This is a genomic window from Ruegeria sp. BHSC223, assembly GCF_059613025.1.
The window spans coordinates 115,651-130,147 of the sequence record NZ_JBXWRR010000004.1 but is presented as its reverse complement, the minus strand read 5'-3'; the positions used below and the strand labels follow the sequence as shown (position 1 = coordinate 130,147).

At 62.3% G+C, this 14,497-nt stretch carries 19 protein-coding genes; 5 read left to right on the top strand and 14 right to left on the bottom strand.

Annotation, left to right across the window (positions count from 1 at the left end; all coding sequences use genetic code 11):
* Positions 1–5 precede the first annotated feature (5 nt).
* The 4 genes from AC2FNY_RS09690 to AC2FNY_RS09675 form a co-directional block, all read right to left on the bottom strand.
* Positions 6–446: a MarR family transcriptional regulator gene (locus AC2FNY_RS09690; RefSeq protein ID WP_234139217.1), complete on the bottom strand. Its 441-nt coding sequence runs from the start codon at positions 444–446 to the stop codon at positions 6–8.
* Positions 447–458: 12 nt separating this feature from the next.
* Entirely contained in the window at positions 459–1,289 is an 831-nt protein-coding gene (locus AC2FNY_RS09685; protein ID WP_234216702.1) for a carbon-nitrogen hydrolase family protein, read from the bottom strand.
* The gene (gene grxC, locus AC2FNY_RS09680) at positions 1,286–1,546 is read right to left on the bottom strand and encodes a glutaredoxin 3 (protein ID WP_234139219.1); all 261 of its coding nucleotides are present in this window, start codon (positions 1,544–1,546) and stop codon (positions 1,286–1,288) included. The genes AC2FNY_RS09685 and grxC overlap by 4 nt, the downstream gene beginning before the upstream one ends.
* Positions 1,547–1,636: 90 nt before the next feature.
* The gene (locus tag AC2FNY_RS09675) at positions 1,637–2,365 is read right to left on the bottom strand and encodes a ComF family protein (RefSeq protein ID WP_234177599.1); all 729 of its coding nucleotides are present in this window, start codon (positions 2,363–2,365) and stop codon (positions 1,637–1,639) included.
* A gap of 16 nt (positions 2,366–2,381) precedes the next feature.
* Here AC2FNY_RS09675 and AC2FNY_RS09670 point away from each other — a divergent pair, with 16 nt between their 5' ends.
* Positions 2,382–3,215, top strand: coding sequence for a class I SAM-dependent methyltransferase (locus AC2FNY_RS09670; protein ID WP_496802317.1), 834 nt, complete (start codon positions 2,382–2,384; stop codon positions 3,213–3,215).
* 57 nt (positions 3,216–3,272) lie between these two features.
* Positions 3,273–4,322: a ferrochelatase gene (gene hemH / locus AC2FNY_RS09665; RefSeq protein WP_496802316.1), complete on the top strand. Its 1,050-nt coding sequence runs from the start codon at positions 3,273–3,275 to the stop codon at positions 4,320–4,322.
* 97 nt (positions 4,323–4,419) lie between these two features.
* Here the strand turns inward: hemH and AC2FNY_RS09660 are convergent, their stop codons facing one another.
* Positions 4,420–4,605: a hypothetical protein gene (locus AC2FNY_RS09660; protein ID WP_234139223.1), complete on the bottom strand. Its 186-nt coding sequence runs from the start codon at positions 4,603–4,605 to the stop codon at positions 4,420–4,422.
* Positions 4,606–4,746: 141 nt separating this feature from the next.
* On the bottom strand, positions 4,747–5,346 hold the full coding sequence (locus AC2FNY_RS09655) for a L,D-transpeptidase (protein ID WP_496802315.1): 600 nt from the start codon (positions 5,344–5,346) through the stop codon (positions 4,747–4,749).
* A 167-nt stretch (positions 5,347–5,513) separates the two neighbouring features.
* Here AC2FNY_RS09655 and dalA point away from each other — a divergent pair, with 167 nt between their 5' ends.
* Positions 5,514–6,026: a divisome-associated lipoprotein DalA gene (gene dalA / locus AC2FNY_RS09650; protein ID WP_234139225.1), complete on the top strand. Its 513-nt coding sequence runs from the start codon at positions 5,514–5,516 to the stop codon at positions 6,024–6,026.
* 68 nt (positions 6,027–6,094) lie between these two features.
* Here the strand turns inward: dalA and AC2FNY_RS09645 are convergent, their stop codons facing one another.
* The 8 genes from AC2FNY_RS09645 to betB form a co-directional block, all read right to left on the bottom strand.
* The gene (locus tag AC2FNY_RS09645) at positions 6,095–6,559 is read right to left on the bottom strand and encodes a PTS sugar transporter subunit IIA (RefSeq protein WP_011045850.1); all 465 of its coding nucleotides are present in this window, start codon (positions 6,557–6,559) and stop codon (positions 6,095–6,097) included.
* Between the two features lie 62 nt (positions 6,560–6,621).
* The gene (hpf, locus tag AC2FNY_RS09640; RefSeq protein WP_496802314.1) at positions 6,622–7,185 is read right to left on the bottom strand and encodes a ribosome hibernation-promoting factor, HPF/YfiA family; all 564 of its coding nucleotides are present in this window, start codon (positions 7,183–7,185) and stop codon (positions 6,622–6,624) included.
* A 248-nt stretch (positions 7,186–7,433) separates the two neighbouring features.
* Positions 7,434–8,192, bottom strand: a complete 759-nt coding sequence (gene lptB, locus AC2FNY_RS09635) for an LPS export ABC transporter ATP-binding protein (RefSeq protein ID WP_234216708.1) — start codon at positions 8,190–8,192, stop codon at positions 7,434–7,436.
* A complete protein-coding gene (locus AC2FNY_RS09630) occupies positions 8,192–8,683 on the bottom strand; it encodes an LptA/OstA family protein (RefSeq protein WP_496802313.1) in 492 nt (163 codons plus the stop codon). The genes lptB and AC2FNY_RS09630 overlap by 1 nt, the downstream gene beginning before the upstream one ends.
* Positions 8,684–8,686: 3 nt before the next feature.
* A complete protein-coding gene (locus tag AC2FNY_RS09625; protein ID WP_496802312.1) occupies positions 8,687–9,295 on the bottom strand; it encodes a hypothetical protein in 609 nt (202 codons plus the stop codon).
* 3 nt (positions 9,296–9,298) lie between these two features.
* A complete protein-coding gene (locus AC2FNY_RS09620) occupies positions 9,299–10,267 on the bottom strand; it encodes a KpsF/GutQ family sugar-phosphate isomerase (protein ID WP_496802311.1) in 969 nt (322 codons plus the stop codon).
* Positions 10,264–10,878, bottom strand: a complete 615-nt coding sequence (locus tag AC2FNY_RS09615) for a ribonuclease D (RefSeq protein ID WP_234165017.1) — start codon at positions 10,876–10,878, stop codon at positions 10,264–10,266. The genes AC2FNY_RS09620 and AC2FNY_RS09615 overlap by 4 nt, the downstream gene beginning before the upstream one ends.
* A gap of 265 nt (positions 10,879–11,143) precedes the next feature.
* Positions 11,144–12,598, bottom strand: a complete 1,455-nt coding sequence (gene betB, locus AC2FNY_RS09610; RefSeq protein ID WP_234139232.1) for a betaine-aldehyde dehydrogenase — start codon at positions 12,596–12,598, stop codon at positions 11,144–11,146.
* Positions 12,599–12,781: 183 nt separating this feature from the next.
* On the opposite strand from betB, the gene AC2FNY_RS09605 reads away from it, so the two are divergent.
* Both AC2FNY_RS09605 and AC2FNY_RS09600 read left to right on the top strand, forming a co-directional pair.
* Positions 12,782–13,111, top strand: coding sequence for a hypothetical protein (locus AC2FNY_RS09605; protein ID WP_496802310.1), 330 nt, complete (start codon positions 12,782–12,784; stop codon positions 13,109–13,111).
* A 113-nt stretch (positions 13,112–13,224) separates the two neighbouring features.
* Positions 13,225–14,487 (top strand): imelysin family protein, encoded by a 1,263-nt coding sequence (locus AC2FNY_RS09600; RefSeq protein WP_496802309.1) that lies wholly within the window; start codon positions 13,225–13,227, stop codon positions 14,485–14,487.
* Positions 14,488–14,497: the final 10 nt, after the last annotated feature.

The window sequence follows — 14,497 nt, the reverse complement described above, 5'->3', positions numbered from 1 at the left end:
CCGGTTCAGTTGTTTTCCAGTTTGATCCGCAGATCCCGCAGCACCGGCAGGGCCAGCCGAACGCGCTCGGTACCCAGTTCGCCCACCACTTGGTCGATCAATGGCGCAATCATCGAGATTGCCTGATCGCGCGCCTGCCGTCCCGCCGGGCTGATCGCCACCATCTTGCGCCGGGCATCGTCCCAGTCCGGGCGGATATGGATATACCCGGCCCATTCCAGCTTGGCGAGCGTATTGGTCATCGCCCCCCTGGTCACGTGAAACGTGCTGGCCAGCTGTGCCGGGGTGCGCTCATCTCCGACAAAGACCAGATGGTTCAGGACCGAAAAATGCGAGATTTCCATACCTTTGGGAAGCACCCGGCTGAGCCGGTTGCGCAACAGCTGATCTGCTGTCAGGATTTCGCTGAACAGCGATACCGCCAGGGTGTGGATTTCGTCAGCCATCTCGCCACAGGGTCAGGGTCCATCGAAGGCGCGTTTGTGAGTCAAACTTGGGACTCTGCGTCGCGCCTCTGTAACAGATGTATCATCCAGATCGAAGATGTGAATCCCCGGTTCGCTGCCTGCGTCGATCCGCACCTCTCCCCAGGGCGCAACGACCAGGCTGTGACCGTGAGTGCGGCGCGGTTTGCCGCGGCTGTTTGGGTGGGTGCCGGTCTGTGCCGGGGCCAATACCCAGCAGCCCGTCTCGATCGCGCGCGCCCTGAGGAGCGATTCCCAATGCGCGGCACCGGTCACCGGCGAAAAGGCTGCCGGAACGGTCAGGACGGTCGCCCCCGCTTGTGCCAGCGCCGCGTGCAGATGCGGAAACCGCAGATCATAACAGATCGTCATCCCCACGGTGCCGAATTCGGTCGGGGCCAGCACGGCCCGATCACCGGGTCGGTAATTGGCCGATTCGCGAAAGGTCTCGGTCTCGGTCACCTGCACGTCGAACATGTGGATCTTGTCATAGCGGGCCACGATCCCACCATCCGGCCCGATCATGAATGACCGGTTGGCAAACCGCCCGTCGGCATCGTGTGTCTTGAGCCCGAGCGAGCCGATCAGCAGCCAGATTCCCAGCTCGGCCGCCTGTTCCCTGAGCCCGGCCAGGGTGATGTCGTCCTCTTCGTGCTGCAACACCTCGCGCTGGCGTGTGGTGCTGTTCGAGACGCAATTGGTCACCTCTGGTGTCAGCACCCAGCGGGCGCCCCGCGCGGCGGCCTCGGCGACCATGCCCCGAACCATGTCCAGATTGGCCGCCGGGTCGTCCGACGAGGAGAGTTGCAGCAGCGCGGTTTTCATCCGGAGGCCAGCAGCGGATCGAGCTTGCCGTCCTGTTCCAGCGCATAGAGATCGTCGCAGCCACCCACGTGCTGACCGCCGATAAAGATTTGCGGCACCGTACGGCGCCCGCCCGCGCGCTGGATCATCTCGGGTTTGCGCTTGGGGTTGGTCAGCACGTTGATCTCGGTAAAGGCAATGCCTTTCTGATCCAGCAGCCTTTTGGCCGCGTGGCAGTAACCGCAAAGCGGCGAGGTATAGATTTCGACGGGTTTCATCCGGGTATCCTTCGTTTCGCGCCAATCTAGATCATTTCCGGCGAAAGTGGAGACCGGTTTTTGACAGGCGCGGGTCTGGTGATTGCGCAGCTATGCCTCGCGGGTGACCCGCGCCAGTACCAAAACAAAAACTTGATCGGCGCCCGCATCGAGGCAGGCCCGTGTCGCTGCCGACAAAGTGGCTCCCGAGGTCATCACATCGTCGATCAACAACAGCTTGCGCGCCGTCAGCCCTTGGCGCCGTCGCGGATGGACCGAGATAGCGTTTGCAAGAGTTTCGGCCCTCTGGGTGGTGCTCATCCCTTCAAGCATCGGTGTGGCGCGCTCGCGAACCAGCAGGTCGGGACAGACCGGCAGGCCGGTCTGGCGCCCGACGCTCTGCGCCAGCAGGGCGGACTGGTTATAGCGGCGGCGCAGCAAGCGCGACCAGTGCAGTGGGACCGGCGCGATCAGCATGTTGGCGTGTAGCAGGGGCGCTGCCGAGCGGGCCATCCACAGGCCGCCGGGTCGGGCCAGTTCGGGCCGGTCGCCATGTTTCAATGCCAGCACCATACGCCGGGCCCGCCCTGTATAGAGAAGCGCCGCGCGCCCATCCGACCAGGGGCGGGGATGGGTCATGCAGTCGTCACATTCGATCCGGTGCCCATCACGGGCGCCGGGCAGGGGGACGCCGCAACTGTCGCAGACGGTGCCGTCGATAAAGGGCGTGTCGCGCCAGCATTTGCCACACAGGCCGAAATCGGATGTTACCAGATCGCCGCAACCCAGGCAGCGCGGCGGATAGACCGTTTCGATCGCGGTTTGAATCTGTTGCCACATGGGTTAACTGCGCCTCATGACGACACCCGGTTCCTCACTGCCCCCCGCGCTGGTCGATCGCGTCGCATTGGCCGCGCGCCGTGCCCGCATGCGGGACGCGGCGCTGTTCCTGCACCGCGCCGCGCTGGACGAGGTTCAGGATCGCCTGTCTTTGGTTAACAGAACCTTTACGGACATGTCGGTGGTGACCCCGGCGCCGGCGCTTTGGGCCGAGCACTTTCTGACGGCCCGGATCGTGGCAGAGGGCGAGATACTCGACCTGGCCCCGCAAAGCTGCGATCTGGTGGTACATGCGATGGCACTGCACTGGGCCAATGACCCGGTTGGGCAACTGATTCAGTGCCGCCGCGCGTTGCGCCCCGACGGGCTGTTGCTGGCGGTCTGCTTTGGCGGCCAGACCCTGCATCAACTGCGCGCATCGCTTGCCGAGGCTGAATCCCTGGTCACCGGTGGTATCAGTCCGCGGGTGGCGCCGATGGCCGAGATTCGCGATCTGGGCGCGCTGCTCCAGCGGGCTGGGCTGGCGCTGCCGGTTGCGGATAGCTTGACGCTCACTGCCGAATACCGCGACCTGCCCCATCTGATGCGCGATCTGCGCGAGATGGGAGAGGCCAATGCCCTGTCCGCGCGTCTGCGTCACCCGACCCGGCGTGCGGTGTTCACACGGGCAGAGGACATATATGCTGCCCATTTCGCCACGTCCGAAAACCGCCTGCCCGCCACGTTCGAGCTGATCTGTCTGACAGGTTGGGCGCCGGATGAAAGCCAGCCCAAACCGCTGCGTCCGGGATCGGCCAGCGCCCGGCTGGCGGCTGCTTTGGGTACATCGGAAACGACCTTGCCCGATTGACGGCAGGGGATTTCCCGTTATCTCAGTGCAAACCCGTAGAAATTCAGGAAGCCAGATATGTTCGACGCCACCCGCCCCGCCCATGCGCCCGCTGACCACCCCAAGGTGAAAATGGGCCGCGTTGGCGTGTTGCTGGCCAATCTCGGCACGCCCGACGACTATTCCTATTGGCCGATGCGCCGCTATCTGAACGAGTTTCTGTCGGACAAGCGGGTGATCGATTATCCGGCCTGGAAATGGCAGCCGATCCTGCAGGGGATCATCCTGACCAAGCGGCCGTTCAGTTCGGGCGCGGCCTATAAATCCATCTGGAATCACGACAAGGGCGAAAGCCCGCTGATGACGATCACCAAGGACCAGACCGCCAAGCTGCGCGCGGCACTGGCCGAGCGCTATGGCGACCGGGTTCTGGTGGATTTCTGCATGCGCTACGGCAATCCCTCGACCAAGTCCAAGGTGCGCCAGATGGTGGCCGAGGGCTGCGACCGTATCCTGTTCTTTCCGCTCTATCCGCAATATGCCGGGGCCACGACCGCGACGGCCAACGACCAGTTCTTTCGCGCGCTGATGGACGAGGCCTGGCAACCCGCCGCGCGCACCGTGCCGGCCTATTTCGACGAACCGATCTATATCGACGCGCTGGCACAATCGATCGAGCGCGCCTATGCGGCGATGGACAGTCGGCCCGACGTTCTGGTCTGCTCGTATCACGGCATGCCCGAGCGCTATCTGATGCAGGGCGACCCGTATCATTGCCAGTGTGTAAAAACCACGCGGCTGCTGCGCGAGCGCCTGGGCTGGGACAAGAGCGAGGTTATCTCGACCTTTCAGTCGCGATTCGGCCCCGAGGAATGGCTGAAACCCTATACGGTCGACCACGTGGCAGAACTGGCGCGGCAGGGTAAGCGCAACATCGCCGTGGTCGCGCCGGCCTTTTCTTCCGATTGCATCGAGACACTGGAAGAGATCAACGAGGAGATTCGCGAGAGCTTTGAGCACGCGGGCGGCAAGAGCTTTACCTATATCCCTTGTCTCAACGACGAGGATGCCCATATCGCGGCGCTGGCCAAGGTGGTGGAAAGCAATCTGGGCGGGTGGTTGGACTGACAGCCAAGCTTTGCCCTGCGGGGCAACATGTTGGGCAGGCAATAAAAAAGGCGGTGGAGACCACCGCCTTTCTTACAACTGGCGCTAGGCCAATCTATTAGTTGTTGGCTGCAACAGCGGCGCCGACCAGAACCAGCAGGATCAGGGGCAGCAGGATGCCGCTCGACGAGCTCTGGGTCTCTTCGACGATGACCGGTGCTTCGACAACCGGCTCGGCCAGGTTGCCGGCAAAAGCGGTCGATGCGGCAGCGGACAGAGCAGCGGCGAGAACGAGTTTCTTCATGTTAACCTCCAGAATTTGCGCGATTCATCAATTTTTGAACCGCGCACCCAAGACTTACCTCGTGAGCTTTTTCTAATCAGCTATGCGGTTGGAATGCAAACGGTTGTTGCGCGACAAGCTGCTTTGCCCGCCGAAATGTCGTCAAATTAGCAACACCTGAGTGCCAACTTTGGCCAGATCGTACAGCTGGGCGATATGCTCGTTGTAAAGCCCGATGCAGCCGTTGGATGATCTGCGGCCGATCTTGCGCGTATCATGGGTGCCGTGGATGCGGTAATACTTCCAGCTGAGATAGAGCGCATGGGTGCCCAACGGATTGTCTGGCCCTGGCGGAATGTAGTCCGGCCATTCCGGGTTCCGCTTCTTCATCGACGGGGTTGGGGCCCAGCTTGGACCGACGACCTTGCGAATCACGCTGGTGCGGCCCCGGCGGGTCAGTTCATCGGTCAGCGGCACCGACGAGGGGAACAGCCGATAGATGCTTTGATCCTCGGACCAGTAATGCAGCGCCCGCGATACGGTATCGACCAGAATGGCACCGTTACGGGTGTTCGAGAAATAGGGCTGCCAGTCAAGCGCACGAAAGCTGGAGATATTCCGGCGGACCGGTGGCTCGGGCTCGGGCGCGGGGCGCAGCGGGTCTTCGGTAGTGAACTGTGCCAGCGCAGGTGTGCCGAGCGCAGTGGCGGCACCGACAAGAAAGCTACGCCGGGTCGAAAGTGAGGTGGGTTTCTTGACCATCAAAAGGACCTTTACGCAGAAATTCACAGGACGAGCTACATAATATGGCCTAAGGGACGCAGTCGCAAATCAATCTGCGCCGATATTGGCACCGCATTGGAGGCAGGGTTTGCATCGGAACCGGTCAAAGGCTATCTGAGTGGCCGACAATAGGATGCGGTGCGACCATGACACGACTGATTTCCCTTCTCCTTGCCGGTTTGCTGGCACTGGCCGCCTGTACAGATACCGGCGGGCCGACGCAGCTTGGCTCGGACGGCAAACCTTTGCCCAAGGTCTACCGGATTCGAGGTGACGCCTCGAAACTGCAGTTCAGAATGCTCGATTCGGTCAACGCGCTGCGCCAGGCTTCGGGTCTGGGCGTCGTGCAGCTCAGCCCCGAGCTGAACGCCGCCGCAGCCACCCATGCCCGCGATATGTCGGTGCAGAACCGGCCTTGGCACTTCGGCTCGGACGGGTCATCGCCGATCGACCGTGCCCGCCGGGCTGGATACACCGGCATCTTCCTCGGCGAGGCGATCTCGGAGACTTACGAGACCGAGGTCGAGACCCTGGCCGCATGGATGGAGGAGCCGGGTTCGCGGTCGGTCATCCTGGACCCCAAGGCGATCATGATGGGTTTTGCCTGGTTCCAGGAGAACAACGGCAAGATCTGGTGGGCGCTGGAAATGGGGTCCTGACCCCCGACGCAACGTCACCAACCGAAAAGGGCCCCGTCGGGGCCCTTTGTCGTTTCTGCGCTCGCCTGTCACGCCGCTTGAAGCGGGTGTGATTCGGTCAGGATGGCATAGAGCTTGGTCGGATCCGGGTTGGCCCGCAGCTTGGTGCAGACCGCCTGCTCGCGCAGGGTGCGCGAGACCAGCGCCAGCGCCTTGAGATGCTCGACACCGGCGTCCTCAGGAGCAAACAGCGCAAAGGCCAGGTCGACCGGCTGGCGGTCGACAGCGCCGAAATCCAGCGGCTTTTCCAGCAGGACAAACACGCCCGCCACCTGATCCAGGCCCGCAACGCGTGCATGCGGCAGCGCCACGCCATGGCCGACGCCGGTCGGTCCCAGACTTTCACGCTCGAGCAGGGCCTCAAGGGTTTCTTGGGCGTCCAGTTTCAGGGTCGCCTCGGCCAAGTCCGTGATTTCCTGAAATAATCTCTTCTTACTCGACGCGGCACCGATAACGCGGACCGCGTTTGGTTTGAGGATGCTCGAAAGCTCCATAAAGTCTTGCTCCTCGCGCGCGCCGCGAGGTGGCCGGGCGCGCGCAGTTCGTGTCTTGCCTATTACGGATCGATCCAGCCGATGTTGCCGTCTTCGCGGCGGTACACGACGTTCAACCCGTCCTTGCTTTCATTCCGAAACACCAGCACCGGGGCACCAGCCAGCTCCATCTGCATCACGGCCTCGCCAACTGACAGCGATGGAATCTTGGTCTCCATTTCGGCGACGATCATCGGCTGCAGCGAGTCGGGCTCGCTTTGCGCGTCCGGTTCTTCCGAGGCGAGGATATAAGACGAGGCTCCGAAGAGTTCAACTGGCTCCGCCCGGTCCTTGTGGTGGTCCTTCAGCCGCCGCTTGTAGCGCCGCAGCTGCTTGTCCATCTTCTCGCAGCAGCCATCGAAGGCGGCATAGATCTCGGTCGCATGCGCCTTGGCCTGGGCGGTCAGACCGGTCGACAGATGCACGGTGGCTTCGCATACATATTCATGCGCCGAACGGGAAAACACGACATGAGCGTCGGTCGGACGCTGCGCATATTTCGACACCACTTCGCTCAGTTCGGTCTGAACATGGCTTTGCAAGGCCGCACCGATGTCGATCTGTTTTCCGCTGATTTGATAACGCATGTGATCTCCTTCACAAAATTCACCCCTATTGACGCCGCGAAATACGGCTTGCCTGTTATTTTAGGGTGACGGGATTTGACGAGGCGCCGGGTTGTGGCCGTTTGTTCCCTTCTCCGAAGGGGTGACCAGAAACAGCTTCGATCCAGCACTTTGCCATAGCCCAATTGAGGCAAGAGACGCGCCCGCTGTCAATGGCAACCGCGCGGGCGCGACATGATTTCCACAAGTCGGCGGGTCTTTGCGAAGGTTCAGGAGATGCGGAAGTTCTCGCCCAGATAGACGCGGCGGACATTCTCGTTTTCCACCACTTCCTCGGGGCTGCCCGACATCAGAACCTGCCCGTCATGCAGGATATAGGCACGGTCGACGATCTCAAGCGTTTCGCGCACATTGTGGTCGGTGATCAGCACGCCGATGCCCCGAGTCTTGAGGTCCGAGACCAGGTGCCGGATGTCGCCGACACTGATCGGGTCGACCCCGGCAAAGGGTTCATCAAGCAGCAGGTATTTCGGATCGGCGGCCAGGCAGCGTGCAATCTCAACCCGGCGGCGTTCACCGCCCGAGAGCGCTAGCGCCGGGGCGCGGCGCAGGTGTTCGATCGAGAAATCCGAGAGCAACTCTTCGAGCCGCTCGCGCCGCTTGTGGGCGTGTTTCTGGGTGATATCGAGCACCGACAGGATGTTGTCCTCGACGCTGAGTCCGCGAAAGATCGACATTTCCTGCGGCAGATAGCCGATCCCCATCCGCGCGCGGCGATACATCGGCAGGGTGGTGACATTCTGGCCATCAATGATGACTTTTCCGGCCTCGGGAAATACCAGCCCGGCGACAGAATAGAACGTGGTCGTCTTGCCCGACCCGTTCGGTCCAAGCAGCGCCACCACCTCGGATCGGCCAAGGGTCATCGTGACGTCGCGGATCACCGTCTTCTTGCGATAGGATTTGCGCAGCTTCTCGATTCTGAGACCCGAGGAACCCTCTGTCACGGTCAACTGGGGTTTGTTCATCAGTCGCCGTCCGAGTTGAGGATGGTTTTCACGCGGCCGACCATCTGGGCGGTTCCCGAGATGAGGTTGACCGTCATCTTTCCTGAACTCAGCGCATTCTTGCCCTGGGTCAGCAGGACATCACCCGTCATCACGATGACACCGGTACCGATGGTGTAATCGGCGCGCTGGGCCTGAGCGGCGTCTGGTCCGCTGACCAGCACAACGTCGCCGGTTGCCTCCAGCCGCTCGATCCCCGAGGCCTGTTGATTGTAGATGACAAGAACGCGTTTGGCCGATAGTCGCATCTCGCCCTGCGAGACCAGCACATTGCCCTGGAACTCGGCCGAGCCGTCTTCCTGGCTCACATCCAGACTGTCGGCGGTCACCTCGACCGGCAGCGTCGGGTCGGCCTTGACCGTGCCAAAAGCAACCTTGGTGCCCTCGGCCTGCACCGCAACGGCACCAAGGGCAAGGACGAGGCCCAGGATCAATGCACGAATTTCGATCACACGTTATCTTTCCGCAGCTTTGGGGTCATATAACAGCTTCACGCCATTCTTGAAACGAATATGGACAGGGCCCCCCTCGTTTTCAGCCCCCATTTGCATAGAACCTGCTGTAAACTCTCCGATAGGTCCCGTTCCGCGCACGCTGCCGGGGGTTTCACCGGATATTCCGCTCAACCCTGCATTGAGCTGATCGGTGGTCAATGTCAGCCCATCCGAGGTGGTGATCACCACGTTTCCGGTAAAGATCGCCAGATCCTTGTCCATTTGCACGGTGCCCAGATCAGAGGTCAGCCGGATCCGCCTTCCCCCCAGCAAGAGCAGTTCAGCGACAAGGTCGGTGGCCTCGGCGGGCGCGTTCTCGCCACCCGGGCGGGCCAGCGTTGCCTGCACCTGAATCTGTTCGCCCTTGGGGGTGACAGCCGAGAAAAACGGGCCGGTGATCTGCTGGCCGCGGGTGCGGTCGGCGATCTCGTCTTCGGCAAAGGGGATCGGGCTAATGGTATCCGTCCCACGCGACGACAGCAGGAACACGGCCGACAGCAGGCCCAGTGCCGTAAGCGGCAACAGCACCTTGAGGTATTGGACAACCCGGGAATAGCCGTCGACCGCCATCGCCTAGCCCAGTCCGACGCGCAGGCAGTCGTGGATATGCAGCAGCCCGCGTGCCACGCCCGGCTCGGCCGGGTCGACCACGAAAAGCGAGGTGATCTTGCGCGCGTTCATGATGGCCACCGCTTCCTCGGCCAGCGAGTCGGGGGCAATCGTGGTCGGGTTGGCGGTCATCACCTGGGCGGCGGTCTTGTCCAGCAGGCCGGACATGTGGCGGCGCAGGTCGCCATCGGTGACGATACCGGTCAGATGACCGGCATCATCGGTGACTCCGACCACGCCAAATCCCTTGCGGCTGATCTCCAGCAGCGCCTCGCTCATCGGGGTGTCAGCGGCGATCAGCGGCACCGCCTCGCCGCCGTGCATCAGGTCCGAGACCCGACTCAACCGCGCGCCCAGCTTGCCACCGGGGTGGAAAACACGGAAATTCTCGGGCCGGAAATCGCGATATTTCATCAGCGCGATGGCCAGCGCGTCGCCCATCGCCAGCGTCAACGTGGTCGAGATCGACGGCACCATGCCGAACCCGCAGGCCTCACCCAGCGCCGGGATCAGCAGGTGCACATCCGCCTGCTGCATCAGCGAGCTCTCGGGTTTGCTCGACAAGCCGATCAGCGGGATGCCGAAGCGGCGGGTAAAGGCCAGCAGATTGGCCAGTTCAGGCGCTTCGCCCGAGTTCGAGATGGCCAGCACCACGTCATCCCCGGAGAGCATTCCCAGATCGCCATGGCTGGCCTCGGCCGGGTGCACGAAATAGGCGGGCGTGCCGGTGCTGGCCAACGTCGCGGCGATCTTGTGGCCGATATGGCCCGATTTGCCGATGCCCGAAACGATCACGCGCCCCTTGGTGCGCAGGATCAGCTCCACCGCCTCGGCGAAACCGTCGCCCAGGCTCTCGGATAGCGCATCAAGCGCCCGGGCCTCGTCCAGCACGACCTGGCGCGCGGTATCGATGAAAGAACTGCGATCGGTCATGAGTGGGCAAAGATATCGGTTTCGGGCCAGCCCACAAGGTCGAGCCGGGCCCGTGTGGGCAGGAAATCGAAGCAGGATTGTGCCAGATCGGCGCGGCCTTCGCGCGCCAGCCGACCATCCAGCGCCTCGCGCAGGCGGTGCAGATAGAGCACATCGGAGGCGGCATAGTCCAGCTGCGCCTCGGTCAGCGTCTCGGCGCCCCAGTCGCTCATCTGCTGCTGTTTCGAGATATCGACCCCGAGCAGTTCCTGGCACAGGTTCTTGAGGCCATGCCGGTCGGTATAGGTACGCACCAGGCGGCTGGCGATCTTGGTGCAATAGACAGGCGCGGTCAGGGCACCAAACGCGTGATAGAGCGCGGCAATGTCGAAACGGCCGAAATGAAAGAGCTTCAGCACATCGGGGTTTTCCAGCATCGCGCACAGGTTGGGCGCGGCGGTCTGGCCCTTTTCCACCTGTACGATATGGGCATTTCCGTCGCCGCCCGACATCTGGATCACACAAAGACGGTCGCGATGGGGGTTCAGCCCCATGGTCTCGCAGTCGATGGCCACCACGGGGCCCAGATCCAGCCCGTCGGGCAGGTCGTTCTTGTAGAGGTGATTTACCACGGAAAAGTCCTTTGCGCCGTACCGGCCCCGAAATAGGCGCTTTGGGCGCCGAACTCAACTGTGGGTGCGGGTCAGGTCGCTTCCAAGGTCTTGTTGGTCGGACATTTCTTGCGGCGGACCACATGCCGCGCGTTGGGAATGAGTATTTATGACCAGAAAGAAGCACCAGCGCTTGGGCTTCTTTCTGGTTCAAAATACTCCCGCCGGAGGCTCCTGCCCTTGCGGTTGGCGCTGGGGCAAAGAGGGATTTGTGTGCTCGCCGCGTTCAATATGGCGCCTGGAGATCGTTCATCGAGACAAACACCGTCTTCATTTCCGAGAAGTGGTTGATCGCCAGTTTCGAGTTTTCGCGCCCCACGCCCGACTGTTTCGAACCGCCAAAGGGCGCCTCGACCGGGGCCAGATTATAGGTGTTGATATAGCAGGTGCCGGCCTCGAACCCGGCCACCATCCGGTGCGCACGGGTGATGTCACGGGTAAAGACACCGGCGGCGAGGCCAAACTCGGTCGCATTGGCGCGCGCCAGCACCTCTTCTTCGGTGTCGAAGTCGAGCACCGACATGACCGGGCCAAAGATTTCTTCGCGGGCGATGGTCATGTCATCGGTCACATCCGCAAACACCGCAGGCTCAATGTAGAACCCATCGCGCGCCAGCCGGGTGCCGCCATGAACCAGTCGCGCGCCCTCGGCTTTGCCCTTTTCGACATATCCCAGGACGATGTTCATCTGGGCCTCGCTGACCATGGGGCCGAAATTGGTGGCCGGGTCCATCGGGTCGCCGATCACCGCGGTTGCCAGACGCTCGGACAGGCGGGACAGGAACGCCTCCTTGATGCCTTTCTGCACAAAGACGCGGGTCCCGTTCGAGCAGACCTGGCCAGAGGAATAGAAGTTGCCCAGAATCGCGCCCGAGACCGCGTTTTCAAGATCGGCGTCATCGAACACGACCAGCGGCGACTTGCCGCCCAGCTCCATCGTCACGTGTTTGATGCTTTCGGCGGCGGCGGCATAGACCCGGCGCCCGGTCGGGACCGAACCGGTCAGCGACACCTTGGCCACGCGCGGATCGGTGACCAGGGACGCGCCGACATCACCATAGCCCTGAACGACGTTATAAATACCCTTGGGGGCCCCGGCTTCGACCAGGATTTCGGCGACCTTCAGGGCAGAAAGAGGGGTGGTTTCCGATGGCTTGAAAACCATCGTATTGCCGCAGGCCAGCGCGGGCGCACCCTTCCAGCAGGCGATCTGGGTGGGATAGTTCCAGGCTCCGATACCGACGCAGACGCCCAGCGGCTCGCGGATGGTATAGGCGAAATCACCGCCACCCAGCGGGATATGCTCGCCGGTCAGCGAGCCGGCCAGCCCACCGAAATACTCCAGTGCATCGGCGCCCGAGGTGGCATCGGCCACGGTGGTTTCCTGAATGGGTTTGCCGGTGTCATGGGTCTCGATTACCGACAGATCATGGTTGCGGTCCCGCATGATATCGGCGGCACGGCGCAGGATGCGCCCACGCTCGGTTCCGGTCATTGCAGCCCATTGCGCCTGCGCCTGTCGCGCGGCCTCAAGCGCCTGATCGATGATCGCGGGCGTGGCCGAATGCAGCCGGGCAATCACTTCGCCGGTGGCCGGATAGATCACGTCGATCACGGCGCCCGCCGTGTCCTCGACATAGGCGCCATTGATGAAATGGCTCGCTTGAGGCTGGAACTTCATGATGCGTCCTTTGATGCGGTGCCGGAGATGTTGGGGAGTCGTCGCGGATCTTCTACGAGTTGTTTGATTGGCCAGTCAATAAAAAAAGATTCAGACGAACGGAGCTGTGAAAAAGATGGGTAGAGTTGAAAATGTTCTCTAAATGTTCTATATTGGTTCCATGGAACGTGGAGGGTGGATGCCATGACTCAGCATTACGACGCCATGCCCCAGATGGGGCCCAGCAACGATTATCACCTGCTGCCGGTGACCGAGAAGCAGTTGCGCTTTGCGCGCTCAATCGCTGCTCGCACCTCGCTCGACATCCCGGTTGAGGCGCAGCGCGACCGGCGCATGTTGTCGGCCTGGATCTCGGCCCATCGCGCGCCCGAGACCTCTCGGTTTGACAGGTACCCGTCGGGCAAGCAGGTCGCCTATGCCGAGCGGATCGCGCGGGCCAAACGCCGTTCGGTGCCGCCGGAATGCTTTCATGACAAGGCGGCAATGTCGGCCTGGATCGACCGCAACAAGTGACCGGCGGACAGGGGTGTTGACTTATCTGACAGATTTAGTCAGATAATAGCGAAGCCAGATTGGCCGTATGGCCGGATCCAGCCGCGCCTGACAACTTCCCAAGGATATTCGCCATGAAAACCCGCGTGCTCGCCGCTACGGCGCTGGCTCTCTCGTGTTCCGCGCCTGTTTGGGCGGCCGACCGCTCCGCCGTTCTGACCACTTATGCCGATATCGCCGAGGCAAAGTATCAAGACAGCCTGACCACCGCCCGCGCGCTGCAGGCCGCTGTCGATGCGTTGATCGCCGATCCGTCGGCCCGGACTCTTGCGGCGGCCAAACAGGCCTGGCTTGCTGCCCGCGACCCCTATCAGCAGACCGAGGTCTATCGATTCGGAAATGCCATCGTCGACGATTGGGAGGGCAAGGTGAATGCCTGGCCTCTGGACGAGGGTCTGATCGACTATGTCGACGCCTCTTACCCCGGCGCGACCGATGAAAACGGCTATGCTGCGCTGAACGTGATCGCTACGCCCGTGTTCCATCTGTCCGGCACACCCATCGACGCCCACCAGATCACGCCCGAGCTTCTCTCGGGCACCCTGCACGAGGCGGACGGTGTCGAGGCCAATGTAGCCACCGGTTATCACGCTATCGAGTTTTTGCTCTGGGGTCAGGACCTGAATGGCACCGGCCCGGGCGCGGGCAACCGGCCCTGGACAGACTACGCGGCCGGCACCGATTGCACCGGTGGCAATTGTGAGCGGCGTGGCGCCTATTTGCAGGCGGCCACCGACCTGCTGGTCTCGGATCTGGAATGGATGGCCGCGCAATGGGCCCAAGGCGGCGATGCACGTGCGTCCGTCCTGGCGGACGAGAGCGCCGGGCTGGTGGCAATGCTGACCGGCATGGGCAGTCTCAGCTATGGCGAGCAAGCGGGTGAACGCATGCGGCTGGGCCTGTTGCTGAACGATCCCGAAGAAGAGCATGACTGTTTCTCGGACAACACGCATAACAGCCACTATTTCGATGGGTTGGGTATCCGGAACGTCTATCTCGGCAGCTATACCCGTGTTGACGGCACGGTGATCTCGGGCGCCTCGCTGTCCGATCTGGTTGCCGATGCCGACCCGGCGCTGGATGCCGAGGTCAAGGACAGGCTCGACATCACGATGGAGGCGCTGGGCGCCATCCGCAACGCCGCCGAGGGCGGGTTCGCCTATGACCAGATGCTGGCGCGCGGCAATGCCGAGGGCGAGGCGCTGATCATGGCGGGCGTTGACGGGCTGATCGAACAGGCCCGTTCGTTCCAGCGCCTGTTCCCGGTGCTGGGCCTCGACGATATCGCCTTCGAAGGCTCGGAGTCACTCGACAACCCCGGCGCTGTGTTTCACTAACCCCATCCTC

Coding starts and splice junctions, on each gene's coding strand:
- AC2FNY_RS09690 (WP_234139217.1), bottom strand. CDS start 446: ATGGCTGACGAAATCCACACCCTGGCGGTATCGCTGTTCAGCGAAATC.
- AC2FNY_RS09685 (WP_234216702.1), bottom strand. CDS start 1,289: ATGAAAACCGCGCTGCTGCAACTCTCCTCGTCGGACGACCCGGCGGCC.
- grxC (WP_234139219.1), bottom strand. CDS start 1,546: ATGAAACCCGTCGAAATCTATACCTCGCCGCTTTGCGGTTACTGCCAC.
- AC2FNY_RS09675 (WP_234177599.1), bottom strand. CDS start 2,365: ATGTGGCAACAGATTCAAACCGCGATCGAAACGGTCTATCCGCCGCGC.
- AC2FNY_RS09670 (WP_496802317.1), top strand. CDS start 2,382: ATGACGACACCCGGTTCCTCACTGCCCCCCGCGCTGGTCGATCGCGTC.
- hemH (WP_496802316.1), top strand. CDS start 3,273: ATGTTCGACGCCACCCGCCCCGCCCATGCGCCCGCTGACCACCCCAAG.
- AC2FNY_RS09660 (WP_234139223.1), bottom strand. CDS start 4,605: ATGAAGAAACTCGTTCTCGCCGCTGCTCTGTCCGCTGCCGCATCGACC.
- AC2FNY_RS09655 (WP_496802315.1), bottom strand. CDS start 5,346: ATGGTCAAGAAACCCACCTCACTTTCGACCCGGCGTAGCTTTCTTGTC.
- dalA (WP_234139225.1), top strand. CDS start 5,514: ATGACACGACTGATTTCCCTTCTCCTTGCCGGTTTGCTGGCACTGGCC.
- AC2FNY_RS09645 (WP_011045850.1), bottom strand. CDS start 6,559: ATGGAGCTTTCGAGCATCCTCAAACCAAACGCGGTCCGCGTTATCGGT.
- hpf (WP_496802314.1), bottom strand. CDS start 7,185: ATGCGTTATCAAATCAGCGGAAAACAGATCGACATCGGTGCGGCCTTG.
- lptB (WP_234216708.1), bottom strand. CDS start 8,192: ATGAACAAACCCCAGTTGACCGTGACAGAGGGTTCCTCGGGTCTCAGA.
- AC2FNY_RS09625 (WP_496802312.1), bottom strand. CDS start 9,295: ATGGCGGTCGACGGCTATTCCCGGGTTGTCCAATACCTCAAGGTGCTG.
- AC2FNY_RS09620 (WP_496802311.1), bottom strand. CDS start 10,267: ATGACCGATCGCAGTTCTTTCATCGATACCGCGCGCCAGGTCGTGCTG.
- betB (WP_234139232.1), bottom strand. CDS start 12,598: ATGAAGTTCCAGCCTCAAGCGAGCCATTTCATCAATGGCGCCTATGTC.
- AC2FNY_RS09605 (WP_496802310.1), top strand. CDS start 12,782: ATGACTCAGCATTACGACGCCATGCCCCAGATGGGGCCCAGCAACGAT.
- AC2FNY_RS09600 (WP_496802309.1), top strand. CDS start 13,225: ATGAAAACCCGCGTGCTCGCCGCTACGGCGCTGGCTCTCTCGTGTTCC.